The organism is Polaromonas sp. YR568 (genome assembly GCF_943372955.1).
Classification (GTDB): Bacteria; Pseudomonadota; Gammaproteobacteria; order Burkholderiales; family Burkholderiaceae_C; genus Polaromonas.
This window is the reverse complement of record NZ_CALSAL010000004.1, coordinates 50,480-76,895: the sequence shown is the minus strand read 5'-3', so window position 1 is coordinate 76,895 and position 26,416 is coordinate 50,480. Positions and strand designations below refer to the sequence as shown.

General features: G+C 61.0%; 25 protein-coding genes and 1 pseudogene. 9 read left to right on the top strand and 17 right to left on the bottom strand.

The genetic code is table 11. From position 1 onward, the window contains the following. Positions 1–148: 148 nt before the first annotated feature. The 7 genes from AAG793_RS12045 (at position 149) to AAG793_RS12015 (ending at position 7,433) form a co-directional block, all read left to right on the top strand. On the top strand, positions 149–1,900 hold the full coding sequence (locus tag AAG793_RS12045) for an MFS transporter (RefSeq protein ID WP_341908529.1): 1,752 nt from the start codon (positions 149–151) through the stop codon (positions 1,898–1,900). Between the two features lie 128 nt (positions 1,901–2,028). Continuing rightward, positions 2,029–2,418, top strand: a complete 390-nt coding sequence (locus tag AAG793_RS12040; protein WP_341908528.1) for a hypothetical protein — start codon at positions 2,029–2,031, stop codon at positions 2,416–2,418. Between the two features lie 219 nt (positions 2,419–2,637). Next, positions 2,638–3,750 carry an ABC transporter substrate-binding protein gene (locus AAG793_RS12035; RefSeq protein ID WP_341908527.1) on the top strand — a complete coding sequence of 371 codons (1,113 nt, stop codon included), beginning with the start codon at positions 2,638–2,640 and terminating at the stop codon, positions 3,748–3,750. A gap of 198 nt (positions 3,751–3,948) precedes the next feature. Then, a complete protein-coding gene (locus AAG793_RS12030) occupies positions 3,949–4,245 on the top strand; it encodes a hypothetical protein (RefSeq protein WP_341908526.1) in 297 nt (98 codons plus the stop codon). Beyond that, positions 4,236–4,838, top strand: a complete 603-nt coding sequence (locus AAG793_RS12025; RefSeq protein WP_341908525.1) for a tetratricopeptide repeat protein — start codon at positions 4,236–4,238, stop codon at positions 4,836–4,838. The genes AAG793_RS12030 and AAG793_RS12025 overlap by 10 nt, the downstream gene beginning before the upstream one ends. A gap of 223 nt (positions 4,839–5,061) precedes the next feature. After that, on the top strand, positions 5,062–5,322 hold the full coding sequence (locus AAG793_RS12020; RefSeq protein WP_341908524.1) for a DUF4212 domain-containing protein: 261 nt from the start codon (positions 5,062–5,064) through the stop codon (positions 5,320–5,322). Next, entirely contained in the window at positions 5,322–7,433 is a 2,112-nt protein-coding gene (locus tag AAG793_RS12015; RefSeq protein ID WP_341908523.1) for a sodium:solute symporter family protein, read from the top strand. Before AAG793_RS12020 ends, AAG793_RS12015 begins: the two co-directional genes overlap by 1 nt. Before the next feature lie 172 nt (positions 7,434–7,605). Here the strand turns inward: AAG793_RS12015 and AAG793_RS12010 are convergent, their stop codons facing one another. The 11 genes and pseudogenes from AAG793_RS12010 to AAG793_RS11960 form a co-directional block, all read right to left on the bottom strand. Beyond that, complete coding sequence (locus AAG793_RS12010) at positions 7,606–8,127, bottom strand: hypothetical protein (protein WP_341908522.1); 522 nt, start codon at positions 8,125–8,127, stop codon at positions 7,606–7,608. 196 nt (positions 8,128–8,323) lie between these two features. Next, positions 8,324–8,983: a 2-hydroxychromene-2-carboxylate isomerase gene (locus AAG793_RS12005; RefSeq protein WP_341908680.1), complete on the bottom strand. Its 660-nt coding sequence runs from the start codon at positions 8,981–8,983 to the stop codon at positions 8,324–8,326. A 44-nt stretch (positions 8,984–9,027) separates the two neighbouring features. Further along, the gene (locus AAG793_RS12000; protein ID WP_341908679.1) at positions 9,028–9,171 is read right to left on the bottom strand and encodes a DUF1289 domain-containing protein; all 144 of its coding nucleotides are present in this window, start codon (positions 9,169–9,171) and stop codon (positions 9,028–9,030) included. Between the two features lie 120 nt (positions 9,172–9,291). Continuing rightward, positions 9,292–9,786 (bottom strand): annotated as a pseudogene (locus AAG793_RS11995) (YbaK/EbsC family protein); the annotation flags it as partial. After that, the gene (locus tag AAG793_RS11990) at positions 9,786–10,697 is read right to left on the bottom strand and encodes a hydroxymethylglutaryl-CoA lyase (RefSeq protein WP_341908521.1); all 912 of its coding nucleotides are present in this window, start codon (positions 10,695–10,697) and stop codon (positions 9,786–9,788) included. The pseudogene AAG793_RS11995 and the gene AAG793_RS11990, both read right to left, overlap by 1 nt. A 4-nt stretch (positions 10,698–10,701) precedes the next feature. After that, on the bottom strand, positions 10,702–11,640 hold the full coding sequence (locus AAG793_RS11985; protein WP_341908520.1) for a glyoxylate/hydroxypyruvate reductase A: 939 nt from the start codon (positions 11,638–11,640) through the stop codon (positions 10,702–10,704). Positions 11,641–11,682: 42 nt separating this feature from the next. Further along, positions 11,683–13,695 carry an acetyl/propionyl/methylcrotonyl-CoA carboxylase subunit alpha gene (locus AAG793_RS11980; RefSeq protein WP_341908519.1) on the bottom strand — a complete coding sequence of 671 codons (2,013 nt, stop codon included), beginning with the start codon at positions 13,693–13,695 and terminating at the stop codon, positions 11,683–11,685. Positions 13,696–13,805: 110 nt separating this feature from the next. Continuing rightward, positions 13,806–14,471 carry a DUF4126 domain-containing protein gene (locus AAG793_RS11975; RefSeq protein WP_341908518.1) on the bottom strand — a complete coding sequence of 222 codons (666 nt, stop codon included), beginning with the start codon at positions 14,469–14,471 and terminating at the stop codon, positions 13,806–13,808. 136 nt (positions 14,472–14,607) lie between these two features. After that, complete coding sequence (locus AAG793_RS11970) at positions 14,608–15,384, bottom strand: enoyl-CoA hydratase/isomerase family protein (protein ID WP_341908517.1); 777 nt, start codon at positions 15,382–15,384, stop codon at positions 14,608–14,610. A 23-nt stretch (positions 15,385–15,407) separates the two neighbouring features. Then, on the bottom strand, positions 15,408–16,544 hold the full coding sequence (locus AAG793_RS11965) for an acyl-CoA dehydrogenase family protein (RefSeq protein WP_341908516.1): 1,137 nt from the start codon (positions 16,542–16,544) through the stop codon (positions 15,408–15,410). A gap of 43 nt (positions 16,545–16,587) precedes the next feature. Continuing rightward, on the bottom strand, positions 16,588–18,195 hold the full coding sequence (locus AAG793_RS11960; protein ID WP_341908515.1) for a carboxyl transferase domain-containing protein: 1,608 nt from the start codon (positions 18,193–18,195) through the stop codon (positions 16,588–16,590). A 126-nt stretch (positions 18,196–18,321) separates the two neighbouring features. On the opposite strand from AAG793_RS11960, the gene AAG793_RS11955 reads away from it, so the two are divergent. Continuing rightward, positions 18,322–19,392: an AraC family transcriptional regulator gene (locus tag AAG793_RS11955; protein ID WP_341908514.1), complete on the top strand. Its 1,071-nt coding sequence runs from the start codon at positions 18,322–18,324 to the stop codon at positions 19,390–19,392. Between the two features lie 325 nt (positions 19,393–19,717). Here the strand turns inward: AAG793_RS11955 and AAG793_RS11950 are convergent, their stop codons facing one another. The 3 genes from AAG793_RS11950 to AAG793_RS11940 are packed head-to-tail and all read right to left on the bottom strand — an operon-like array spanning position 19,718 to position 22,870. Then, positions 19,718–20,527, bottom strand: a complete 810-nt coding sequence (locus AAG793_RS11950; RefSeq protein ID WP_341908513.1) for a hypothetical protein — start codon at positions 20,525–20,527, stop codon at positions 19,718–19,720. Positions 20,528–20,538: 11 nt separating this feature from the next. Next, the gene (locus tag AAG793_RS11945; protein WP_341908512.1) at positions 20,539–21,672 is read right to left on the bottom strand and encodes a DUF3696 domain-containing protein; all 1,134 of its coding nucleotides are present in this window, start codon (positions 21,670–21,672) and stop codon (positions 20,539–20,541) included. Next, complete coding sequence (locus tag AAG793_RS11940; RefSeq protein ID WP_341908511.1) at positions 21,650–22,870, bottom strand: DUF262 domain-containing protein; 1,221 nt, start codon at positions 22,868–22,870, stop codon at positions 21,650–21,652. Before AAG793_RS11940 ends, AAG793_RS11945 begins: the two co-directional genes overlap by 23 nt. A gap of 464 nt (positions 22,871–23,334) precedes the next feature. Here AAG793_RS11940 and AAG793_RS11935 point away from each other — a divergent pair, with 464 nt between their 5' ends. Then, positions 23,335–23,493: a hypothetical protein gene (locus AAG793_RS11935; RefSeq protein ID WP_341908510.1), complete on the top strand. Its 159-nt coding sequence runs from the start codon at positions 23,335–23,337 to the stop codon at positions 23,491–23,493. A 227-nt stretch (positions 23,494–23,720) separates the two neighbouring features. On the opposite strand, the gene phnE is transcribed toward AAG793_RS11935, so the two are convergent. From phnE to AAG793_RS11920, 3 genes are read right to left on the bottom strand one after another with little or no spacing between them, the layout of a single operon-like run. Further along, positions 23,721–24,530, bottom strand: coding sequence for a phosphonate ABC transporter, permease protein PhnE (phnE, locus tag AAG793_RS11930; RefSeq protein WP_341908509.1), 810 nt, complete (start codon positions 24,528–24,530; stop codon positions 23,721–23,723). Beyond that, positions 24,523–25,347 carry a phosphonate ABC transporter ATP-binding protein gene (locus AAG793_RS11925; protein WP_341908508.1) on the bottom strand — a complete coding sequence of 275 codons (825 nt, stop codon included), beginning with the start codon at positions 25,345–25,347 and terminating at the stop codon, positions 24,523–24,525. Before AAG793_RS11925 ends, phnE begins: the two co-directional genes overlap by 8 nt. A gap of 34 nt (positions 25,348–25,381) precedes the next feature. Next, a complete protein-coding gene (locus AAG793_RS11920; protein WP_341908507.1) occupies positions 25,382–26,275 on the bottom strand; it encodes a PhnD/SsuA/transferrin family substrate-binding protein in 894 nt (297 codons plus the stop codon). Positions 26,276–26,416 lie beyond the last annotated feature (141 nt).

Below are 26,416 nucleotides of genomic sequence, written 5' to 3'. Positions count from 1 at the left end.
TTCCTCCATGTCTGTAGCCGGATCATAAGAAGAGAACTGCCGGGGCCCTCTGCGGACAAGCAACGTCTGGCCGAAAGACCAGACACATATGGAGCGACTCAAAGTGGCAGCTGTAATGACAACAAACGTGCGGGAGCGATCCCGCCCCATGACCCGCGAAGAGAAGAAGGTCATCATGGCCTCCTCTGCGGGTACCATTTTTGAGTGGTACGACTTTTACCTTTACGGTGCGCTGGCCGCGATCATCGGCGCGCAGTTCTTTACCGCCTTTCCGGAGAACACGCGCAACGTGTTTGCCTTGCTGGCCTTCGCCGCCGGCTTCATCGTGCGCCCCTTTGGCGCACTGGTGTTCGGCATGCTGGGCGACATGATCGGCCGCAAGTACACCTTCTTGATGACCATCGTCATCATGGGTATCTCGACCTTTCTGGTGGGCGTGCTGCCGAACTATGAAAGCATCGGCACGGCCGCGCCAATCATCCTGATCCTGTTGCGCATGGCGCAAGGCCTGGCCTTGGGCGGCGAATATGGTGGTGCGGCGATCTACGTGGCCGAACACGCGCCAGCCAACCAGCGCGGCTACTTCACGGCCTTCATTCAGACCACAGCAACGCTGGGTCTGTTGTTGTCGCTGATCGTGATTCTTTCCGTGCAAGGCTATGTCAACGGCGCCTACCCGGATGTCGCCCTGATGAAGGATGGCGTCGCCGTTCTGATGGCTGACGGCAACCCGACCATGGTCAAGGCGTTCAACGCCTGGGGCTGGCGTATTCCGTTCATCGGCTCGATCTTCCTGCTGGCGATCTCGCTCTACATCCGTTTGCAGATGAATGAGAGCCCGGCCTTCAAGAAAATGAAGGAAGAAGGCCGCACGTCCAAGGCACCGCTGAGCGAAGCCTTCGGCAACTGGAAAAATGGCAAGATCGCCCTGATCGCCTTGCTCGGTCTGGTCGCTGGTCAAGCGGTGGTTTGGTACACCGGCCAGTTCTATGCACTGTTCTTCATGCAGAACGTGATCAAGGTCGACAGCTTCACGGCCAACGTCATGGTGGCTTGGTCACTGATCCTTGGCACCGGTGGCTTCCTGGTTTTCGGCGCGCTGTCTGATCGCATCGGCCGCAAGCCCATCATCCTGACGGGTTGCCTGCTGGCCGCCATCACATTTCTGCCCGTGTTTGGTCACCTGACCAAGACCGCCAACCCGGCCCTCTACGCCGCGCACCAGACGCCGGTCACCGTGACGGTCTCGCCGGATGACTGCTCGTTCCAGTTCAACCCCACAGGAACGGTGAAGTTCTCATCGTCGTGCGACATCGCCAAGGCACAGCTGGCCCGCACGTCGGTGAACTACGAAACCGTGGTTGGCGCTCCTGGCACACCAGCGACCGTCAAAGTCGGCGAGACATCCATCCAGTCCTACGACGCAGGCAAGCTGACTGGTGACGATCTGAAGAAGGCCAAGGCCACTTTTGACTCCGGCTTGAACAATGCGCTCAAAAGCGCGGGCTACCCACTGGTTCCGGCTGACAACAAAACCATTGCCAAGGCAAACCACTTCTTTGATATTTTTTCTGTGCAAAAACTGACGATCATTCTTATCCTGGCGTACCTCGTCATTCTGGTGACGATGGTTTATGGTCCGATCGCAGCGATGCTGGTTGAGATGTTCCCGACGCGCATCCGGTATTCCGGCTTGTCGCTGCCTTATCACATTGGCAACGGCTGGTTCGGTGGCCTGATGCCGGCGACCGCCTTCGCGATTTCAGCGCAGACCGGCAATATCTACTCAGGCTTGTGGTACGCCATCGTGATCGCCATCATGACGGTGGTCATTGGTGCCCTCTTCGTGCCAGGTGGCACCCACAAGAAGGACATTTTCGCTGGCGACTCTGCCCGATAAATCCTTGCACTGACAGACCCGGCCTCTGACTTCTTGGGAAGGCAGGCCGGGTTTTTTCGTTGACGGGGCTGTCCGCCTGCGGATCCATCGGTCGCGCTTCTTTGCGCACATGCAAGCAAGCGCACTGGATGGTTTTGCAACCTTCAGAGCTGCGGCATCGGAAAATTGTTGCCGCTGCTGCAACGGCCACGACCGTCGTAAACAGCAATTTGGCGCTTCACCTATTGAGACAGGAAATGGCTACTTTGATTGACCTTTTTTTCTCGCAGTTGACCGATGTGTTTCGCATCGGCCTGATGGTTGCCCTTGTGATCACCATGCGCAGGACTTCCGCAGTGACCGGATCGGTTTTGCCTTTGGCCCTGGGTGTCGTGTTTGTCGCCGTGATACTGCCCACCACCCTGCCCAGCGGCTCGGCAAGCCTGACCGAAGCCATTCTTGCGGGGTTGCTATCGAACCTCACCATCCTGGTCATCGTTCTCATCGCAGTGCGGTTGATCACACGACTGCGGCGTTGAACCGACGCCCCTGTGGCGACGCCCTGGCTTTGGGGATCACACTTTCCAGGCGTGATGCGCCCTGATGTGTAGCGTTAAAGTTTTACGTGTGGCTGCTGAACGTGGTTCAGGCGCGAATTTTGTCCGGTCTCAGGCTGGTGATACGCAGTTTCCCCGCTTCGGCTGACACGGATTCGTGATTTACTCGGCGCTCCAGATCGCATCCCAAGGAGACACCCCATGAACAAAACAACAGCGTGGCTGGCAGCCATCGCATTCGCAGCCCTGTCGCACGCCAGTCATGCCCAGCTGCTGATCGGCCAGACCGCAGGCTTCACCGGACCGGTGGGCGCTGGCGTGAAGGAAACCACCGAAGGCGCCAAGCTCTACATTGATGCCATCAATGCCAAAGGCGGCGTCGGCGGCCAGAAGATCGAGCTGGTGTCGCTGGACGACAAGTTCGACCCCAAGCTCGCCGCAGAGAACGCGCGCAAGCTGATTGAAGAGCAGGACGTGCTGGCCATGTTCCTGACGCGCGGCACACCACACACCGAAGCCATCATCCCGTTGCTCGACAAGAACAGCGTGGCGCTGGTCGGCCCCTCGACCGGCGCGATGGTGCTGCACCAACCGGTGAAAAAGCGCATCTTCAATGTGCGCGCCACCTACCAGCGTGAGGCAGAGAAGGCCATCACGCACCTGAACTCCATGGGCATCACCCGCATCGGCATCGTGTATGCCGACGACAGCTTCGGAGCCGATGGTGTAGCCGGTGCACAGAAAGGTCTGGCAGGCGCCAAGCTCAATGCCGCAGTGCTGGAAAAGTTTGACCGCAGCAAGCCCGACTTCGGCCCGATTGCGCCCAAGCTGGTGCAGGCCAACGTGCAGGCGGTGATGATGGTCGCTTCCGGTCAGGCGGTGGCCGATGGCATCAAGGCCTTCCGGGCGGCCGGCTCGGGCGCGCAGATCGTCACGCTGTCGAACAACGCGTCGGGCGGCTTTGTGAAAAGCCTGGGCGACAACGCGCGCGGCGTGATCGTCACGCAGGTGTTCCCGTACGAGCGCTCCATTGCCTACCCAATGGTGAAAGAGGCGCAGGATCTGGCCAAGGCCAAAGGGCAGAACGACGTGAGCCCCGCCATGCTGGAAGGCTTTGCCGCCGCCAAGGTGCTGGTGGAAGCACTGCGCCGCGCCGGCCCCAAACCGACGCGCGACAAGATCCAGACCGCGCTGGAAGGCATGCGCAAGATCGACATCGGTGGCCTTGAAGTGAACTACTCCGCCGAGGACCACACCGGCCTTGACTTCGCCGACCTGTCCATCATCGGAACAGACGGCAAATTCAAACGCTGACCCGACAATCAGGGCAAACACTTGCTGGGGCTTTCCCTAGTAAATCCGGGCAAACGGCGCTTTTCTGGCGCTTTTGGCGCCGACTTTCAGGGTTAGCCCTTAGCGTTTCGATTTCACTGATTTTTACGTCAGTTAGCGGTCAGTATCTTCTTTGACATTACCGACACCTGTACTCATCAGGGTGGAACCCGGAGTGTCATGCTGCTACTGATCATTGTGTTGAAAAGCCTTATCGAACTGTCGCTGATGTTCATCGTCGGCCGGTTCCTGCTGGGGCTGCTCGCCGGCGCCAAACGCGACACCAATGTGTTCTGGCAACTGCTGGACGTTGCCGCCAAGCCTGCGCTGTGGATCACACGGCGCATCAGCCCCCGCTTCATCCTCGACCAGCACATCCCGCTGGCCGCAGCCAGCTGGCTGGTCATGGCTTGGGTGCTGGTGGTCAAGCTCAAGATTGACATGTGCCTGCAGGGAGGTGCCGTGGTATGTCAGTGACCCACAAGCACTCACCCTCACCCGCACTCGGTTTCTGGGACGGCTTCACCCGCCGCTGGACCGCCAAGGTCTACCTGCTGCTCGGCATGCGTGCACGCGCCATGGAGGTGTTCCAGGACATCCTCTCGCTGGCACCCGATGACGTGCAGGCCCTCAACAGCCTGGGCTATGACGCCCTGAACACTGGTCACCCCGCGCAGGCCCTTCCCTATTTTGAAAAAGTGGCGCAGCTCGTGGAGTCGTCCAACGCGCACTTCAATGTGGCTTTCACCTGCGAAATTCTGGGCCGCCTCGATGAGGCCGAGCGCCGGTTCCGCGCCGCCATCGCACTGGAAGAAAAAATGGACCGGGCTTGGTACGGACTGGGCCTGGTGCTGGTCAGGCAGCACCGGATGGAAGAGGCGGTGGTGGCGCTGAAGAAGAACACCCAGCTTCAGCCCATGAGTCCTTTCGGCTGGTACCAGCTGGCACGGGTTCATGTGGAGCTCAATGAGCCAGAGAAAGCAACAACAGTCATTCAGCACCTTCAGGGCTTTGAGCCCAAGGTGGCCGCACAGCTGCGGCGTGAAACCGGCCTGGGTGGGCCGGTCTAGAAACAGCATCGGAACAGGATCGCCCCGTTTCGGGTTGGCAAGGTCAATCGCGAGGTCACTCGTGATTCATTTGGTTAGGTAGGCGGTTGGATCGGGAAAGGCGCATTTGATGTTGAAAGAACCCACAAGGTTTTTTCAAGGCGCTGTTGGGCAGAAGGCCATGGCCTGAAGCAGCAACAACACAAAATGCATTTCATTCATTAGAAAATACTGGAGCAAAGCAATGCAACTTACTGCAAAGCATCATGAGTATTGGCGCAAAACGCTAAACATCACCGGCGTCCTGCTGGCGATCTGGTTTGTCGTCACTTTCGTCCTGGCGTTTTACGCCAAATCACTGACGTTCAGCTTTTTTGGCTGGCCATTTTCGTTCTGGGTCGCAGCACAGGGTGCACTGGTGGTTTACTGCCTGATCATCTGGTTCTATGCGCGCTACATGAACAATCTGGACAATGAATACGGCGTGGCCGAAGGAGAGGAATGATGTTCGGTTCCGCTTCACAGTCACAAAAAGACTTTAAAAAGGGCCTGAACAAGGTCTACGGTTTCTACACCGGCGGCTTCCTGGCCTTCGTGCTGGTGCTGGCTGTTCTTGAGCAGATGGGCCTGCCCCGCGCCTGGATCGGCTATCTGTTCCTCGCTGGCACCGTGTTCCTGTACGCAGGTATCGGTGTGATGAGCCGGACCAACGATGCGGCTGAATACTACGTCGCCGGCCGTCGCGTCCCCGCGATGTACAACGGCATGGCGACCGGCGCTGACTGGATGTCGGCTGCCTCGTTCATCGGCCTGGCGGGAACGCTCTACCTGACCGGCTTCGGCGGTCTGGCGTTCATTCTGGGCTGGACGGGCGGTTACTGCCTGGTGGCCCTGTTCCTTGCGCCCTATCTGCGCAAGTTCGGCCAGTTCACCATCCCGGACTTTCTGGGTGAGCGGTTTGAAGGCAACCTGCCCCGCCTGATTGGTGTGGTCGGCGCCATCCTGTGCTCCTTCACCTATGTGGTGGCACAGATTTACGGCGTGGGCCTGATCACGGCACGTCTGACGGGCCTGGCTTTCGAAGTGGGTATTTTCGCGGGCCTTGCCGGTATTCTGGTTTGCTCGTTCCTCGGTGGCATGCGCGCGGTGACCTGGACCCAGGTCGCCCAGTACGTGATCCTGATCGTGGCTTACCTGATCCCTGTGGTGTGGTTGTCGGTCAAGCACACTGGCATGCCTGTTCCTCAGGCTGTGTACGGCTACACGCTCGAAAAGGTCACGGCCAAAGAAGAACTGCTGCTGAAGGATCCGAAAGAGCTGGAAGTTCGTGGCATCTTCAAGGCACGCGCTGATGAAGCAGTGGCCAAGCTCAAGGACGTGCCCGCAGCGCTGGCCGCCGACAAGGCTGCTGCCCAGAAGAAGGTCGACGACCTGAAAGCAGCCAACGGACCAGTGGCCGAGATCCAGGCCGCAGAAGCAGCGCTTGCCGCACTGCCGAAAGACGTCGCAGCCGCAACCGTGGCCTACAACGCGGCCCGCGTGAGCAACACGGCTCGCTCCAATCCGCCGCTGCGCCATGCCGAACCTTACCCGGGTAAAGACGAAGCTGCGCAGAACATCGCACGCAAGAACTTCCTGGCGCTGGTGTTCTGTCTGATGATTGGTACCGCTGCCCTGCCGCACATCCTGATGCGCTACTACACCACCCCGTCGGTGAAAGAAGCGCGTGAGTCTGTCAGCTGGTCGCTGTTCTTCATCTTCCTGCTCTACTTCACGGCGCCTGCGCTGGCGGTGCTGGCCAAGTTCGAGGTCTACACGATCCTGGTCAACACACCGTTTGACAAGTTGCCGGAATGGATTGCACGATGGAGCGCGGTCGACAAGTCGCTGCTGTCGGTGGTCGACGTCAACAAGGACGGCATCCTGCAACTGGCTGAAATGTCGATTGGTGGTGACATCATCGTGCTGGCAACGCCAGAAATCGGTGGCCTGCCCTATGTGGTGTCTGGCCTGGTGGCCGCCGGTGGTCTGGCTGCTGCGCTGTCAACGGCCGACGGCCTGTTGCTGACGATTGCCAACGCCCTGTCGCACGACGTGTACTACAAAGTGCTGGACCCCAACGCATCGACCGCACGCCGCGTGCTGGTGTCCAAGGTCCTGCTGCTGGTGGTGGCCCTGGCCGCTGCGTACGTGGCGGCACAGAAACCGGCGGACATTCTGTTCCTGGTGTCTGCGGCGTTCTCGTTCGCTGCTGCGACCTTCTTCCCGCCGCTGGTGCTCGGTATCTTCTGGAAGCGGGCCAACAAGTGGGGCGCCTCCCTGGGCATGGTGGCGGGTCTGGGTGTGACGTTCTATTACATGATCACGACGCAGCCCTGGCTGTATCGCCTGACCCATGGCAGCCCGTTGACGCCTGAAATCCTGAAGGCCAACACGTGGTGGGACATTGCACCCATCTCTGCAGGCCTGTTCGGTGTGCCCATCGGCTTCGCGGTGATCATCATCGTGTCGCTGCTGACCAAGGCACCGGGCAAGAAAATCCAGGAGCTGGTGGAGCATGTGCGCTTCCCGAGCCTGGACGGTGGCAAGCCCTCTGCCGGCAGCGCTGCTCACTGAGTAAACTGCTGAATCAACGACCCTCTCGGGGGTCGTTCATTATCAAAAGCCCCGTTGCTCACGCAACGGGGCTTTTTTCATGGCTTCAGGAAAAGTGGCGCCCGACGGAAGGGCACAGCGTGCGTCGCGCGTGAAGTGGCGTGAAAAGCGCCAGGAGGCAATCAGGGGGCGATCAAGACCCCAGCGCAGCCTGAACGAAGGCCTCGGCCTTTTGCGGTGATCGCATCGAAGCCACCACCGGCTGAATGGCGTAGATCCGCGCGACCAGCTCATCCATGGTTTTGCACCGTTCAATCTGCAGGCACAGAGGGTCTGCAGTCGGGCCCAGCAATTCCTGCAAGGCCCGCGACGCTTTCATTGCCGTGGTTTTGAGATCCCGGGGCGGCATCGGCGCGCCTGCTGACGCGGGCGCTGCGGCGGCCTGCAAGGGCGCAGGCGCAGACACAGGTGCCGCAGGCTTGATCGAACGCGTTTTGTCTATCTCAACAAGGCCGGCGCCCAGCAGGGAATTCGCCATCTCCACCAGTGCCACCGGATCAGGGGCCAGTGGCGACAAATCCTTCAGCGACTTGGCTCCGTCCACCATGATGAGCAGCGTTCTGACCTTGGGTGGCAAGCTGCGGTCATGGAGTTTGATCGCCGCCTGACCGGCGGCAGTCTTGTGCAGGACGGAATGAATGGTGATTTCATCCAAGGGACACCTCCTGCTTGTTGATGCTCTGCTTGTTGATGTATTTGCCCGCAGTGGATGGGCGATTGAAACCAGCAGGCGAGATCATCAAATGATTATGGAGATTGCACAATCACCTGTCCAGCGCATGAGACTGGGGAATACCCAGCCTTAAACAGCAGCACTCTTGAAGAGCAACGCTTTCTACTTACAACGTGCGTCACGCACCGGAACGGGGCCGCTGTATGCCCACTGGCAATTGGGCAGCATCGGTCCATGCGGCAGATTCAAACCACGCATCGCCCAACAGGTACGCGCGCAGCATCGGCAAGGCATCCAAGCCCCAGAACAATTTGCCGTCCACCTCAAACGTCGGCACGCCAAATGCGCCCTTGGCAATCGCCGCTTCAGTGTTGGCCTTGAGCTGTGCCTTCACCGCATCGCCCTGCGGGTCTTGCGCGGGTGCGAGTTGCGCGGTCAGTGCCTCCACACGCGCAGGGTCTGAGGCCTCGGCACCACCGCGCCACACATGGCGAAAAATGGTTTCGCACACATAGCGATTCGGCTGACCCGGCAAGCCTTCGGGGCTGCACGCCACGGCCAGCCGCAGCAAGGGCAGCGGGTTGAACGGGTGACTGCGCGGCATGTCGCACGGAATACCCAACTGATGCGCCTGCCACAGCACCTGGCGGTAAGTCCAGTCGCGCTTGGGCGCAATTTCAGCCGGGCCGAGTTGCCCATGGTGCTTGAGCATGGCGACGAACAGCACCGGGCGGTAGGTCATGCTGTAGCTGAGGCCGCGCAACGCCTCGGGCAGGTGCTCGAAGGCAAGACATGCGTAGGGCGAAATGAAATCGATGTGACAGGTGATCTGCGCCATGCGCCCTGCCCCCGACGCAATCTTGGTGATGCCCAGCGAATCGCTCATGCCGGCCGCCGTACCGCCTGGGCGCGCTCGACCAAGGTGCGCCAGATACCGCGCTTGCCAGCGTCGTCCATCTGGCTCCAGTTGGCGATTTCCTCGCGCAGGCGGAAGCAGCCTTCGCACAGGCCTGTCACCGCATTCATGCGGCACACCGAATTGCAGGGAGATGGCACATCAGGTGTGGCATCGAGTGTGGCCGCGCGCGCCAGCACCTGGCCAGCTGAGCGCTGCAGAAGGCGCAGCTCTTGCGCAGTGTCCACCGCCACATCGACCACCGGTGCCCCCGTGAGCTGCTGCAACTGCTGCGGCGACAGCTTGAACACCGCATGGGGGTGCCCGGCTGCAGCCCAGATGTCTTCAAAGCGGAACAGCGACTGATCGACCAGCATCACCGGCGGCGTGGCATGGCCAAGCGGCGACACACCGCCAATCGAGAACCCGGTGCGTTCCTTCACAAACTCGGCATCGGCGCGACCCAGGCGCTTGCCGTCGGGGCACAGCAGCGCCTCGACTTTTCTTTCATCCACGCGCCGGTCACCAGAGGTCACGACCAGCACCGCAGCGTCATCCAAGCGGCGGCGGAACACGATGCTCTTGGCAATCTGGCCGATGGAGACACCCAGTGCGTCAGCAGCCTGCTGCGCGGTGCGCGCTGCGTCGTCCAGCATCAGCGGTGCATGCGGATGTCCGCTGGACTGCAACAAGGCGGCCACGCGCTGTACGCCCTCGGGTAGAGCAATGAGTTCCGCGCCACACATCACGCCGTCATCCTCTTGTTGAGCAAAGCGGTGGCCGCACGCGAGTTCGGCTTGCGCTGCAGGAAGTCGCTGATGTAGGTGCCCGCGTCGATCAGCTTGTCGAGGTCAATGCCGGTCTCAATGCCCATGCCGTGCAGCATGTACACCACGTCTTCGGTGGCCACATTGCCGGTAGCCCCTTTGGCGAACGGGCAACCGCCCAGCCCGGCCGACGAGGTGTCGTACTGCCACACGCCCAGTTCCAGACTGGCCAGCGTGTTGCCCAGCGCCTGACCATAGGTGTCGTGGAAGTGGCCGGAGATGTCATTGATGTCGTAGTGCTTCAGCGCTGCCTCCAGCGCCGCCTGCACCTTGCGCGGTGTGCCCACGCCAATCGTGTCGGCCACACCCATGTGCTGCACACCAATGCCCTTCATCAGCCGGGCGACCATGGCCACGCGCTCGGGCGCGACCTCGCCTTCATACGGGCACCCCACCGCGCACGAGATGGCACCACGCGTATGGATGCCGTGCGCCTTGGCGGCTTCAACCACCGGCCGGAAGCGCTCGATGCTTTCTTCGATCGAGCAGTTGATGTTGCGCTGGCTGAAGGCTTCGCTGGCGGCAGCAAACACCACGATCTCATCGGGCCGGGTCGGCAGGGCCGCTTCAAAGCCCTTCATGTTGGGCGTCAGCACCGAATAGCGCACACCCGGCTTGCGATGGATGCCCGCCATCACCTCCACGTTGTCGGCCATCTGCGGCACCCACTTGGGCGACACGAAACTGGTGACTTCGATCTCGGTGAGGCCCGCATCCTGCAGGCGGTGCACCAGGCCGATCTTGATCTCGGCAGGCACTGGCGATTTTTCATTTTGCAGACCGTCGCGCGGGCCGACATCCACAAGTTTGACTTTCGATGGCAATTTCATCACTCTAGTATCCCTTCTGGGGGTCAACCACACCGGCGAGAGCGGTAATCGGCGCTCCATTTTGCAGTGCGCGAATCTTGCCCGCAATCTGGGCAATGCTTTCATCACGCAGCGTGCGGGCCGAGGTGTGCGGTGTCACAGTGACTTTCGGGTGCGACCAGAACGGGTGTTCGGCCGGCAAAGGCTCGGTGCGGAACACATCCAGCGTGGCGCCTGCAAGGTGGCCGCTGTCGATCAGCGCCAGCAGGTCCTCATCCACCAGATGGCCGCCGCGCGCCACGTTGATCACGTAACCACCGGGTTGCAACTGCGCCAGCGTGTCACGGTTCAAAATGTTCTGCGTCTCGGGCGTCAGCGGCAGCAGGCACACCAGCACGCGGCTGGCGGCCAGAAATTCCTTGAAGCCTGCACTACCGATATCGCCCGAAAAGCATTGAACGCCTTCGACCGCCTTGGGCGACCGGCTCCAGCCCTTCACAGGAAACTCAAACTGTGCCAGCGCCCGGCTGACGCGCTCGCCCAGCACGCCCAGCCCCATCACGCCCACCGGCCAGTCGCTGCGCAGACGGGGCTTGCGGAACGACCAGCGGCCTTCGGCCACATCCGCCTCGTAGGCATCAAACTCGCGGAAGTGGCGGATCACGACATGGCATACATACTCGGCCATCTGCACCGACATACCGGCGTCGTCCAGCCGCACGATGGGCACGCCCTCGGGCAGGCGCAGCTTGAGCAGGGCATCGACACCGGCGCCGGTGTTGAAGGCCGCCTTCAGCGCCACCTGCTCATCAAAAAACTGCTGGGGCGGCGCCCACACCACCGCGTAATCGGCCTGCGGTGCGCCGGGCGCCCACAGTTCTACGGTGGCGTCCGGCAAGGCGCGGGACAAGCCCTCCAGCCAAGGCTGGGGTCTGGAATCGGTACAGCAATAGGTGATGCGCATCGGGTCTCGCAAAACGATCTCCAGAGATCTCCACGCGGGAGATCAAACAGTGAGGGTCAACAACTCTGCGCCCTCGGCCACCTGGTCGCCCGGTGCGTAGAGCAGTTCCTTCACCACGCCGCCAGCCGGCGCGGCAATCGTGTGCTCCATTTTCATCGCTTCCATCACCGCCAGCGCCTGGCCCTTGCTGACCGTCTCGCCGGCCTTCACCGCGAACGACACCACCTTGCCCGGCATGGGCGCCGTGAGGCGGCCGCCTTCGGCATGGGCTTCGCCCGCATGGGCCAGCAAATCGACCACGGTGATCTGCGTCGCGCCGCGCGCGGTGAACACATGGGCCAGCTCACCGCTGCGGTACACCGCCGCCGTGGCGCGCTCGCCTGCAAACTGCACATCCATTTCGGCGCCAGCCTTTGAAAACACCAGCGGGCCGGATTGCCCGCTCACCTTCAGCTGCAGTGCGCCGTCATGCAGATAAGTCAAGTCGGCAACCGCTGCCTCGCCATGAAACTCGAACTCAAAACGGCGCTGCACCACACCGTGCGAGCGCCAGCCATCGCGCCGGCTGAAGGGGTCGTGGCCTTCCAGCGCCCTCTCATCCAGCAGGGTCTGCGCAACCACACAGGCGGCGGCCAGCGGCAGGCCCACCGGCTCCTGCCTGAAGAGTCGCGCTTCTTCGCGCTGGATCAGCGCGGTGTCCAGGTTGGCCTCTGCAAACGACGGGCTGTGCACCACATGGCGCAGGAACTGCACGTTGGTGCTGAGGCCGACGATGCGGATCTGCGCCAGTGCGTCGTCCAGTCGGGCCAGCGCTTCGGCGCGCGTCTGGCCGTGCACGATGAGCTTGCCCACCATGGAGTCGTAATACGGCGAGATCACATCGCCCTGCCGCACGCCATCGTCCACGCGCACCGCGAGCCCTCTTTCACTGAGGCTTGCTCGCTCGAACGCGGTGTGCGCCGGTTTGTCGTACACATGCAGTGTTCCGGTGGCGGGCAGGAAATTGTTGTCGGGCGTCTCGGCGCAGATGCGCGCTTCAATCGCATGGCCATGAATCTTCAGATCGCCCTGCTGCAGCGGCAGTGGCTCGCCATACGCCACGCGCAGTTGCCACTCCACCAGGTCCAGCCCGGTAATCGCCTCTGTCACCGGGTGCTCCACCTGCAAACGGGTGTTCATCTCCATGAAAAAGAAATTCATGGTGCCATCTGCGCGCTGCTCCACGATGAACTCTACCGTGCCGGCACCCACATAGTTCACCGCCCGCGCCGCCGCCACAGCCGCCTCACCCATCTGCTGGCGCATGGCGGGCGTCATGCCGGGAGCGGGGGCCTCTTCCAGCACCTTCTGGTGGCGGCGCTGCACCGAGCAGTCGCGCTCGAACAAATACACGTAATTGCCCTGCGTGTCGCCAAACACCTGAATCTCGATGTGGCGCGGGCGCTGGGCGTATTTCTCGACCAGCACCGCGTCGTCGCCAAAGCTGTTAATCGCCTCGCGCTGGCACGACGCGAGCGCGGCCGCGAAGTCTTCTGACTTCTCCACCGCCCGCATGCCCTTGCCGCCGCCGCCTGCGCTGGCCTTGATCAGCACCGGGTAACCGATGCGGTCGGCTTCGCGCTGAAGCAGCGCCGGGCTCTGGTCGCTGCCGTGGTAGCCGGGCACCAGTGGCACACCGGCTTTTTCCATCAGCTGCTTGGACTCAGCCTTCAAACCCATGGCCTTGATTGCCGACGCGGGCGGGCCGATGAAGACGAGGCCCGCATCGGCACAGGCCTGCGCAAACTCTTCGTTCTCGCTCAGGAAACCATAGCCGGGGTGAATGGCCTCAGCCCCGGTGGCCTTGGCCGCAGCGATGATACGTTCCCAGCGCAGGTAGCTGTCTTTGGGCGCACTGCCGCCGATATGTACCGACTCATCGCAGAACGCCACATGCTTGGCCGTGGCATCGGCATCGGAGTACACCGCCACGGTCTTGATGGCCATGCGGCGGGCAGTTGCAGCAACGCGGCAGGCGATTTCACCGCGATTGGCGATCAGGATCTTCTTAAACATGGTGAACTTTCGCGGTGAAATCCCCTGCGCACGCTGCGCGTGCCAGGCGATGTAGCTTCGCTGCTGCGCGGCGTTGCCGCTGGTCACCCCTATTAGCAATCAGTATTTTTTTAAACATGGTCACTCTTTGAAAAAGGAGATTTCAATTGGAACGCTGCGGTCGGCCCCGGATCAGCCTTGCCGCTGAAGATGCGGGCTACGCGGGTAAACAGCAGGCGCAGAAAGCGCCAGCACAGGCGGATCAGCCACACGCTGAGCACCAGCACGGCCGCCAGCGCCACCGCAAACACCAGGGGATGGGCAATCGCCAGCCACAGGCCCAGCGGCACCAGGCCATCTTCCAGCAGCGACGCGCCGATGTTGGTGAAGGGCTCGGGCGAGGTGTTGATCGCTGCGCGCGTGGTGGCCTTGGCGGTGAAGCTGGTGGCGGCCAGGGTGCCGCCCATCAGTGCGGCGACCAGACCCATCACCGCACTGTCGGCGCCGAACACACTGGCCGCCAATGCAGCGCCGGCCGGAATGCGGATCACGCCATGCACCGCGTCCCACAACGAATCGACGCCGGGAATCTTGTCTGCAAAAAATTCGACGAACACCAGAAACCCGCTCACGCCCAGCACCACTGGGTGCGACAGCAGCTGCAGGCCGGGCGGCAAGGCGATCCAGCCCATGAAGCCGGCCAGCCCGGTGAGCAGCACCGCCAGATACAGGCGCACGCCACTGGCCCAGCCGAGCGCGCCGGCCAGGGCAATCAGTTGGGCTGTATCCAGGTTCATTTATGGCTCCGAATACCCGAGGTAGAAAGGACCTGAGGCCAGCAGACGCCGCGGGACTGGCTTTGCCAGACCGCAGGCGTCGCCCCCTTGAGGGGGGAGGCGGCTACACGAAGTGAGCCCGCAACGGGGGTGGTTCTCATAGCCAATTCGGCTTGCGCTTCTGCAGGAACGACTGCACCCCCTCGCGCCCCTCGGGGCTCACACGCACATCGGCAATGGCGGCCACCGTCATTTGTACCAGTGCGGGTGTGATCTCCTGCTCGGCCACATCCTGCACCAGCTTCTTGCACAGGCGCACGGCTTCGGGCCCGGCGCTGACCAGCGTTTGCGCGAGTTCCGCAACGCGGTGGTTCAACGCATCAGGGTGCACCACCTCATGCACAAAGCCGATGCGCAAGGCCTCTGCGGCGCCGAAGCGTTCGGCCGTCAGAAAGTAGCGGTGCGCGGCGCGCGCGCCCATGGCACGTATCACGTAGGGGCTGATGGTGGCCGGGATCAAGCCCAGCTTGACCTCACTCAGGCAGTAATGCGCGGTATCGACCGACACCGCGATGTCGCAGGCGGCGACCAGCCCGGTGCCACCGGCATACACATCGCCCTGAATCTTCGCAATCGTCGGCTTCTGGCAGGCATAAATCGTCTGCATCATGGTCGCCAGGCGCCCGGCGTCGGCGAGGTTCTGCGCATAGGTGTAGTCGGCCATGCTGCGCATCCAGTTCAGGTCGGCGCCAGCGCAAAAGGCCGTGCCGTTGGCCGCCAGCACAATGCAGCGCACATCGCCCTGCGCCTGCAGTTCATGGAAGGCCTGCGTCAGCTCCAGAATGACTTCATCATTAAAGGCGTTGCGCACATCGGGGCGGTTCAGCGTGACGGTGGCAACACCGTTCGCGGCGTGAATGAGCAGGTGGTTCATGGGCATTCCTTTCAAAGCTGGTTTCAACGGTAGCGCTTCGCCACCTCTTCCAGCATCACCTCGGTGGCGCCGCCGCCAATGCCGAGCACACGGGCATCGCGCCACAGGCGTTCGATGGCTGTCTCGCGGATAAAGCCCATGCCACCATGGAACTGCTGGCAGGTCTGCAGCACCTCGTTGACCAGCTCGCCCGTCAGCGCCTTGAGCATGGAGACCTCCTGAACAATGTCTTTCTGCTGCGTCACCGCCCAGGCGCAGTGGTACATGAACTGCCGCGCGGCGCGGGTCTTGGCGTCGAGCATGGCGATGCGGTGGCGGATGGTCTGCTTGTCCCACAGCGTGGAGCCAAAGGCCTCGCGGCTGCGCACATGGTCCAGCGTCATCTGCAGCGCCTGGGTGCAGTGGCCAACGGCCATGGCGCCCAGTGCAATGCGCTCGGTCTGGAAGTTCTTCATCACCGAGTAAAAGCCCTTGCCCTCTTCGCCCAGCAGGCTGCCGGCAGGAATGCGCACGTTGTCAAAGATCAGCTCGGCCGTGTCGGAAGACAGCCAGCCGGTTTTCTTCAGCGCGCGACCCACCGTAAAGCCGGGCGTGCCCTTCTCGACAATGAACATCGACATGTCGTGCCGCGCCGTGCCGGTCTTGGCCGCGACAAAGTACAGGTTGGCATGCACGCCGTTGGTGATGAACATCTTGGTGCCATTGAGCACCCAGTGATCGCCATCCCGCCGGGCCGTGGTGCGCATACCGGCCACGTCAGAGCCGGCGCCCGGCTCGGTGATGCCCACCGCGGTGATGGTCTCGCCAGAGATCACACTGGGCATGTAGCGCGCCTTCTGCTCAGGTGTGCCGGCATGGAACAAATGCGGGCTGGCCATGTCGGTGTGAACCAGCACCGTGATGATGAAGCCGCCGAAGGTCGATTGCGACAATGCCTCGGCAAACACCAGATTGGTCAGCGCATCGGCCTCGCCGCCGCCGTATTCGGAGTCATACATCAGCCCCAGCAGGCCGGCCTGGCCCATCTTGCGCAGCACCTCGCGCGGCACACAGCCGTCTTCTTCCCATTGGGCAGCATAGGGCTCGACCTCGCGGGCAATGAAGCGCGCCACCTGCTCGCGCAGCTGCTCATGCTCGGGGGTGAGGTAGATGTTGTCCATGGTGTCTCCGTTGTACTTTTTTGCAGACGTGTGGCGCGCGCACTCACATGCGGAACACACCAAACTTCGTCTCGGGAATCGGCTGGTTCAGCGTGGCCGATAGGCCCAACGCCAGCACGCGGCGCGTGTCGGCAGGATCGATCACGCCGTCGTCCCACAGGCGGGCGCTGGAGTAATAGGGGTGCGACTGGTGGGCGAACTGGTCCAGCACCGGCTGTTTGAAGGCAGCTTCTTCCTCGGCGCTCCAGGCGCCGCCGCGCGCTTCAATCGCGTCGCGCTTCACCGTGGCCAGCACACCGGCCGCCTGCTCGCCGCCCATCACGCAGATGCGGGCGTTCGGCCACATCCACAGAAAGCGCGGCGAGAACGCCCGGCCGCACATGCCGTAGTTGCCGGCGCCGTAGCTGCCCCCGATGATCACAGTGAACTTGGGCACCTGCGCGGTGGCGACGGCCGTCACCATCTTCGCGCCGTGCCGGGCAATACCTTCGCTTTCGTACTTGCGGCCCACCATGAAGCCGGTGATGTTCTGCAGAAACACCAGCGGAATCTTGCGCTGGCAGCACAGCTCGATGAAGTGTGTGCCCTTCTGCGCTGACTCGGAGAACAGCACGCCGTTGTTGGCGATGATGCCGACCGGCATGCCTTCGATGTGCGCAAAGCCGCAGACCAGCGTGCTGCCAAAGCGCGCCTTGAACTCGGCAAACTCGCTGCCATCGACGATGCGGGCAATCACCTCGCGCACGTCGTACGGTTTTTTGGTGTCGACCGGAATGACGCCGTGCAGCTCTTCGGGGCTGTAGAGCGGCGGCACCGGCGTGCGCAGCACCTGCCCGGGCACCTTCTGGCGGTTGAGGTTGGCCACCGCGCGGCGGGCCAGCGCCAGCGCGTGGGCATCGTTCTGCGCCAGGTGGTCGGCCACGCCCGAAAGTCGGGTGTGCACATCGCCACCGCCCAGGTCTTCAGCGCTGACGATTTCGCCAATCGCGGCCTTCACCAACGGCGGGCCGCCCAAAAAAATGGTGCCCTGGTTCTTGACGATGATGGTCTCGTCGCTCATGGCCGGCACATAGGCGCCGCCCGCGGTGCAGCTGCCCATGACCACCGCAATCTGCGAGATGCCCTGCGCGCTCATGTTGGCCTGGTTGAAGAAGATGCGGCCAAAGTGCTCGCGGTCGGGAAACACGTCGTCCTGGTTCGGCAGGTTGGCGCCACCTGAGTCCACCAGATAAAGGCAGGGCAGGTTGTTCTGCATGGCCACTTCCTGCGCGCGCAGGTGCTTCTTCACCGTCATCGGGTAGTAGGTACCGCCTTTGACCGTGGCGTCGTTGCAGACGATCATGCAGTCCACGCCGCTGACGCGGCCAATGCCGGTGATCACGCCAGCGCCTGGTGCATCACCGTGGTACATCGCGTGTGCGGCCAGCGGGGCCAGCTCCAGAAAGGGTGTGCCCGGGTCCAGCAGCATCTGCACCCGGTCGCGCGGCAGCAGCTTGCCGCGGGCCAGATGCTTTTCACGCGCCTTGTCGCCACCGCCGGCAGCGGCCTTGGCCACCTGCAGGTGCAGGTCGTCCACCACCGCACGCATGGCAGCAGCGTTGGCCTGAAAGTCGGCCGAGCGGGCGTTGAGTTGTGTCTCCAGAACTGACATGTGATTCCTCGTTGCAATGCGGTGCAGGCACACCTTACCGCCAATCCACGAGCTTAAGGAAAACCCGACCCGCGCAGGCTGTCATTGAGGTTGCAAATACTGCCAACTTCTCACAAACTCAGACCCATGTCCGCCGCCACTTCCGCCGCCCGAGCCAAACCGCCCCTGGCAGCTACGCCCATGACCTTTGCCAGAAGCATTGCCGCAGCCTGCGAACGCGGTGGCGTGTCGCCGGCAGACCTGTTGAAGCTGGCACAGATCACGCCAAGTCAGCTGCAGCGCCCGGGCGGGCGAATCACGGCAAGGCAGATGGAAGTGCTTTCAGGCGCCGCCATGCAGGCGCTCGACGACGAAGGCCTGGGCGCCTTCAGCCGCCGCCTGCCCTGGGGCAGCTACGGCATGCTGGCCCGCGCCTCGCTCAGCTCGCCCAGCTTGGGCGTGGCCCTGAAGCGCTGGTGCCGCCACCACGGGCTGCTGACGGACGACCTACATCTCAAGCTCACCACCAGCGGCGACACCGCCATCATCACGCTGGAAGAGCGCGGCGACTTGGGCAGGCACGGCGCCGAAAGCCGCGAGTTCAGCATCGTGCATGTGCTGCGCAACCTGCATGGCTTGGCCTGCTGGTATGTGGATTCGCGCATCCCGCTGCAGGGCGCGCGCTTTCCGTTTGCTGCGCCCCCGCATGCCGATGCGTACCGGCACATGTTCCCCGGCCCGCTGCGCTTTGATGCGGCACAGACCGCTTCGACAGGCTCATCACAAGCCGAGCTGCGCTTTGACGCCCGCTACCTCGCCCTGCCGCTGCGCCGCGATGAGAAGGCCCTGCAACAGATGCTGCAACGCGCCCTGCCACTCACCGTGCTGCAATACCGCCGCGACCGCCTGCTGGTGCAGCAGGTCCGCCAGGCACTGGCCACCCACCCCGATACCACACACAGCGCAGACGGCATCGCACGCCTGCTGAACATGTCTGCCCGCACGCTGCACCGGCAACTGAAGGAAGAAGGCGCGTCGCTGCAGGTGCTGAAAGACGAGGTGCGCTTTGAACGCGCGAAGGAACTGCTGAACCGCAGCGACAAACCGATCAAGCAGATTGCTTTGGAATCAGGCTTTCAGAACGAGAAGAGTTTTGGGCGAGCGTTCAAGACGCGGGAGGGCGTACCGCCACATGCTTTTAGAGAAAGCAGAGAGTGAGAGCCGATGTTGGCAACCCGATGCGCTCATTTCCGGCTGCGACGCTTCTGCAGATTCGGAACATCAACGTCTGCTTCCGAGACGTAACGGAAATTTAACTCATCAGAATCACTGCCTTAAAGCTGCCATACGTCGTTCGCAGTGTTTCGGTTAGGGTGAGGACAGAAATACAGCGATGGCGGTGATCTGATTGGCGCGCGGCAGATTCAGACTTTTAGCGACCTAGCGAGCATTTCTAATGTGCCGGTACGGCGATCTGCGCGATCGCTGTAGAACGACCCACTGACGTCCCTGAGCTCATGTAGGACCGCCATAGCCTGGCTCTCTAGAGCTGGAGCGGAAGTTTGCCCGCTTGGCAGCGAAGCCATGATTGAAGTAGTAATTCACGATGTTTAACGATCCACGATTCCATTAATGTATCGAGCCCTGGCGGATTCATATCTGTCAACGGCTCAAACTTGTCCACACGGTACTTTGCGTTGAGCGATGGCTCATTACAAGCACGCACATGAACATGCGCATAGCCGTGATCAAGCGGATACATGATGATGCGAAGCCCGTCAAATTCAGCAATCGTGTGATTGGCTGACGGGTGCAAGCCCCACTCGACCAACTCTTGCGCCCACCGTTCACCATGAGGTGCAGTTGCAAGGTTACGTACAGCTACCTGGGTTGTGCCATCGCCGTCGATTGTCATCTTGTCTGCAAAAATCGCGTCCCCAGCTGCTCCCGTTTCCGGAACGCCGAGACTCCACGCCCATGATTCCGCTAGATGGGCGCGAGTGATTCCCTCGCCAGAGCGTCCCCGCACTGATAACTCGCAATCAAGTTGTTCGACGGGCACTGGCGCATAATGAAATGGCTGCACAGCTCGCGCTTTCAACTTCTGTACTCGCTCTTTCCCTAACCAATGCTCCAGCCAGCCTTGGAACGGCCTACCCGCGACATGGCCGTGGAACACACCTCTGGAAAAAGATAGACGGACATCGGGCCTTGCCTTCTGGGCGCGAAAGAAAGACTCGAAGGCGCTCCGCGCAAGTTCAGACCACGCTGCGTTTCGTTCCAGATCTTCAGGCGTTGCATCTTCGGGAACAGATATCTCGTTCCAATGCAGGAGGAGCGTTCGTTCTGCCACGGTCTCAGTATCTAGTCCAAAAGGGCGTCGAGACTCTTGTCCCATTGGTCGAAGAATCCGTCTGGCCAGCGATCCAATTGCCCATCGGGAAGAATCCTCGGGGATTCAACATTGCTTTCACCGCTGCGCACATCGCGCTTGAAGTAGTGCAACGCAACGTTCTCGGCATCAATCGCTTGCTGCTTCACGGCGACCCGGATTCCATTCAACAGATGGTCGCTGTGTGTCTCGACAATGATCTGTACCCCGTCTGCACAACACATCGCCAGGAGCCGCCCAAGGGCAGCCTGCCCTCGCGGATGGAGATGTGCTTCGGGGTTCTCCAAGAGCAGGAGTCCTCCTTGATCTGCGGCCAAGCATGCAACGATGATTGGAAGGCTGTAGGTAAGGCCAAATCCAACATTGCTAGGGCGATGTTCTCTGGTGCCGGATGAAATCTCAGTGCTCGTATATTGGAATCGAAGGGACGTCGCATCGGCAAGGTCCACCGGGATTGCACGCAAGCGCACTCCAGGGCTGAGCATCTGCATCCACGCTGCGGTTTGATCAGCAAGCTTCGCCGTAGGCGCAATTAGTTTGAGGAGCGCCGAATCAAGCCCAAACACATCTCCTGGGCAATGCCTACGGTCTGCGACTCGCTTACCCTCATTCCTTTGGAGGTAGTCAACAGTGAACTCACCTCGACAGCCAAGCCACCCACGCTGCTGATCAGGCGTACTCGCCTGGTCGTACTGGGCAGCTGGAGTCATCCGGTCTGCCTGGATGAACTGGAACCATCTGTTGAGTTGCTGTCTCAAGGATGCGCTGTCTCCTTCGACATAAAGATCCAGGGTGTCCGCCTCATCTTTGGCGCCACTCGAAAATCGCACACGACCCGCCGACGAGCCAACTACTAGTGTCAACTCCGACGAGTCTGCCCCCTCGAAGTGAACATCTTCGCTTCGGCCTAGACGCACAAGAGCTCCACGAAGCGGGAGTGTAGAAGGAGATTCTCCTTGATCAAGGGTCTGCTTCACAAGACCAAGCGCCTGAAGAACCGAGCTCTTGCCCGAGCCATTTAAGCCGGCCAGAACAGTCAGCGAACGAAGTTCAACGCCAAGATTCTTGGCCGATTTGAAGTTCTTAAGCTGCAGGTGATTCAGCATCGATAACCTCGCGCATGATGACGATCAATGTCTTGATCCTAGTGTTGGATGCGTTGGCTGAACCAGTTGCGTACAAGAGAGACTGGATGAAGTCATCATCGTAAGTCAGAGCATCGGCAAACTTCTGCTCGACTAGACTGCGCCTTGCTTGAACTTTCTCAAGATTCTCTGGTTTAAGCAGTCCGCATACAACAAGTTGCGCTTCAAATAAGCCCCGATTGATTGGCAAGCGTCGCTGTCCCGAAATGCTCTTGCGAAAGGCGTGTTTACCGAAGACCGATCGCGCCGCATCGATTGCATGGATAAAGGCCCTCTCCGCCTCCTGCCACTTTGTTTCAGTCCATTGGCAAAGTTGTTCCTCGACGACCGCGTTTAGGAACTCGTCCAGCGTCTGGTTAGCGGGACGCTCGTACGGCCTGCCCAGCTGCCATAGCGCGATGAAGCGAAGTACGAGTTCAACGTCTTGCTGACGCTCTGTTCTAACCTTACCGTCTGTCGCCTTAGTGAATGCGTCGGACTCGGCAAATGTCTTAATCCTCTTGCGCCATTGCCCAGGGAAAATCGCATTTCGAATTTCCTGCGCGTTTAGAGGCATACCCCCTTGATTCAGGCGCGCAAACACGTTGAACTTTACAGCTGGAGGGGTATTCGCACGAATGATGTTGGCAGTAATCTCCAGCTCCGAAATGCGTCGCTGAAACTTTCGATCCAACTCTTCGAATGTCTTGCCGTTTAGTTCTTTCAGGTATTGAAGGTCCCGAAGCTCCAAGGCGGGAAGCTTCACTCCTGTAGCGGCTGCTAGTGCCTTCGGCTTCATGAAGTGGAAGATTGCGCACAGGCGTTGGAGTCCATCAACGACAGCATAAGTGCCTTCTCCGTCTTCGCTGAAGTAGAACGACGGAAGCGGAATCCGAAGAAAAATGGACTCGATGAGTCGCGCTTTCCGTTTTGCATTCCAGACGTTGGCTTGTCGCTGGAAGTCTGGCGTGAGATCCAGCTCCATATTCTCAAGTCGAGTCTCAAGGCTACCAATCGTCATTGGTTTGACAATGATGTCGATTTTTGTCGGGTCAAATGGGACTTCGATCTCAGACCCCTCGTCTCCCTCTGGGTCCAGCCCGCTTGCATCCGACTCCTCGGCATCAACGAGATCGTCATCTTCGTCGCTTCGCGTGTTTGTTGTTTTGGGTCTGGACATATCTAAGTGACTGTGGCAAGGTGGAGACGCAGAAAAGCCCACTCAGCTTCGGTTCGCAACTCAGTGCTGCAGTTGGATATCAGCTTCACTTTAACGAATAGAGTTGTATGGTGTCGTGGATGTTTGATAGTCTATTCGATTACTACTTAGCGCGTGCCTGTAGACAGAGACGACAGTTCTTCTGCGTGCAACGGTTGATTAACGGCTGACATCCGCGCAGTTGGCGTACAAGGAGGCGGCAGGCGACGTTCGTGCGCTCAATACTGCCACTATCCGGGTAACGAGGGCGGATTACCGCGCTCGGCGAGCTGCAGAAATTGGGGTGCGTAAGTCAAGAACTTACGGGCGATCTAAATTGACAGCTCAGGAGCAGTCTCTCGCCAACGTCCGCTTCCGACCCGACACCAGCCGCTACGCAAGGTAGCGGCGCCTCATACCGAGATCCTGTCAAGTAAACCGCAGACATGCCCACCATCCCTACCTGGCTCGAATCAGCCCGCGCCCAATGGAACTGGCGCGGCCAGTCGCTGCCGCCGTTTGCCATTGCGCCCGGGCCGGGCCAAGTGTCGGTGTGGGACTTTCCCGGCCGCCACGGCTGGTGCCCGACTCACGCGAAGTGGTGATTGCCTATGGTGGCGTGGAAGTGGCTACCTCCCGCAGCGCAGTGATAGCGCTGAAAACAGCGCACCCACTCAGCTTTTAGTTACCGTCGCGTGATGTGAACCGGGCCTTGTTACAGTCAGTGCGCGGTAGCTCGCTCTGTGAATGGAAAGGGCTGGCGAGTTACTGGTCGCCCGCCAGTAACTGCGTCTGGCCGAGATGCCGGGCATCCACGGCGCGTCGCGCAGCCTCACAGCATTTTCTTGCGCAGCATTGAGCTCATTCGCTCAACCAGAACCACCAGCGCAAAAATGGCCAGGATGATGGTTGCCGCTTCGTCGTAGTTGAACAGGTCCATGGCGACCTTCAGCTCGATGCCGATGCCTCCAGCACCCACCAAGCCCAGAATGACAGACGAGCGCGTGGCTTTCTCCAGGCTGAACAATGACGTGTTGATGAATGATGGCATGGCTGCCGGAAACACCGAGCACATGATCAGGGAGAAGCGCCCTGACCCCATGGCAGACAGCGCTTCCTGGGGGCCCCGGTCTGTCTCTTCCATCGCTTCGGCAAAGAAGCGGCCACAAAAGCCAAGCTTGTCGATGACGATGGCCAGCGTTCCGGCAAACGGCCCGAGACCGACCGACACGACAAAGAGCAGCGCCCACACCAGGTCTGGCACGGTACGAAAGAAGGCAATCAGGTTGCGCGCCAGGTGATACAGCACCGGGTGCGGCGACAAATGAGGCGTCGCCAGCACCGCGATGGGCACACTCAGGAGCACGCCGACCACCGTACCCACAAATGCCATCTGGAACGTCTCCAGCAATGCCCAGCCGACCGCCTCCAGCCGCGCGGTGGAGGGTGGAAGCATTTCACCGATCAGCCGGCCCATCTGCGGGAAGCCGCCGACCAGGTCGGTGAGGGAGACGCCGGTGTTGTTCACCGACCAGATGAAGAAGGCCAGAACCACCAGGTAAGCCATGAAGGCCCCTGCGCCGATACGATCAAACCGGTCGGGCAAGCTGCTGCGGCCCGGCGCGTCAATGGCGTTACTCATAAAGGGCCCTCAATGTCGTCACATCCAGCTCACTGCACGGCGCATCAAGCACCACAGCGCCACCCCGAAGGGCCACGATACGGTCTGCATAGTTGAGGGCATGCGTCAGGTCATGCGAGGTGAAAATCATGGTCAATCCCTCTGCCCGCACCAGCTGCGAAAACAGCGACATCACTTCATCCCCCGCGACCGGGTCCAGGCTGGCGGCCGGTTCATCGGCAACGATGAGCCGGGGCCTTTGCATCAGCGCACGGGCAATGGCGATGCGCTGTGACTGTCCACCTGACAGCTTGTCTGCCCGCCGAAGCGCCACGTGCGTCAGCCCCACGCGCTCCAGACAGTGCATGGCCTCACTTCGCAGCGCCTCCGGTGCGAGGCCCTGGAACCAGGCACGGCCGAAACTCGTACGAGGGATCGCGCCGTGCAACACATTCGTCAGCGCCGACAACCGTGGCACGAGGTTGTGTTTCTGGAATACAAAACCGACCTGGGAGCGGAGCGCGCGAAGCCTGTTCGCGCTCAGACCCTCAAGCCGGGTTCCACACAGATCCACCTCTCCCGCATCGGGGCGTATGAGGTGCATGCAGCAGCGCAGCAGTGTGGACTTGCCTGCACCGTTGGAGCCAATCAGGGCGACGCGCTGACCAGCGGCCACTGCGAAGTCGATCCCGCGCAGCACGGGGGTGTGCCCGTCGTAGCTTTTGGTCAGCCCGCGCACCACAAGATCTGCCGGGGCAATTTCCCGCGTGCGCGGCACCGGCCCGGCAAGTGGCGGCGCAGCGACAAACGGCGCTGCCGGACTGAACTGGCTTGACATGGTGACCCCTGAAAAGTGTGATCGGAACAGACGCTCAATCACCGACAAAAGCGGCGTACTGCGGCTGACCGATGGTGACGTACATCCTGCGGATGTAGTCGTAATCCTTGTCAGCAATGCTTGGGATGAACTTCATGCCCTGGAACTTCTGGTTATCGTCCGGTCCGAGCAGAACTGCGGCGATGAGCGCTTCCGAGTTGTCGCTGAACACTTTTTTCATCTTTGCGACAACGTCATCGGGGACGTGCTTTCCGGCCAGCAACACGTCGTTGGGCAGGTCACGACCGCGCGCGATCACCTTGAACGCCACATCGGGGTAGCGCTTGGCAAGACCGGGCAGATCAGTGCGGTTGATGCCGATTGCGGCCACATCGCCGCGCTTCATGGCTTCGACGGCGACATTGCGGTTGATGTGCATGATCTGCATGTCCTTGCCGGGCTTGAGCCCGAGGTCGGCGAGAACCTGGATGGGTGACAGGTGACGTGAGGTGGAGCCGACGTCTCCCAGCGCGACCTTCTTGCCCTTGAGGTCCTGGACACCATCGATACCAGAGCCGACCATGGTCACAACAGAGCCGTAATACTCGGGGCGGCTGAAGCCAACGACCAGCTTCGCGTCGGTGCGTTTCTTGAACACCACGTATTCGGCGGGCCCGGTCAAGACGAGATCAACTTTCTTTGCGTTGAGTGCTTCGACTGCTGCGGTGCGGTTGGGCACGGGAAACAGCTCGACGGCCATGCCGGATTTCTCGGAGAGGATTTTCTGAAAACCTGCGTACTCGCGCTGCAGGTTTTCCAGGCCGACGATGTCGGTCACCGCGAGGCGCAGCGTCTGGGTCTGGGCGTAGGCAGAGATGGAAGGCAGAGCGGTCAGGCTTGCTACCGCAGCGATGGACGCGACAGAGAAAAGGCGACGGGTTCGGTTCATGGCTAAGACTGCGCAGGCAGCGTTGGTTAAAAGCCAAAGATTGGTGCCGCAACATGACGAAATGATGAAAATTGTGACGGTGCCCCAGCAAACCGCGCCGCGAAAGGCGTGTCGCGAAGTTGTCACATTGAGCTCCTACCT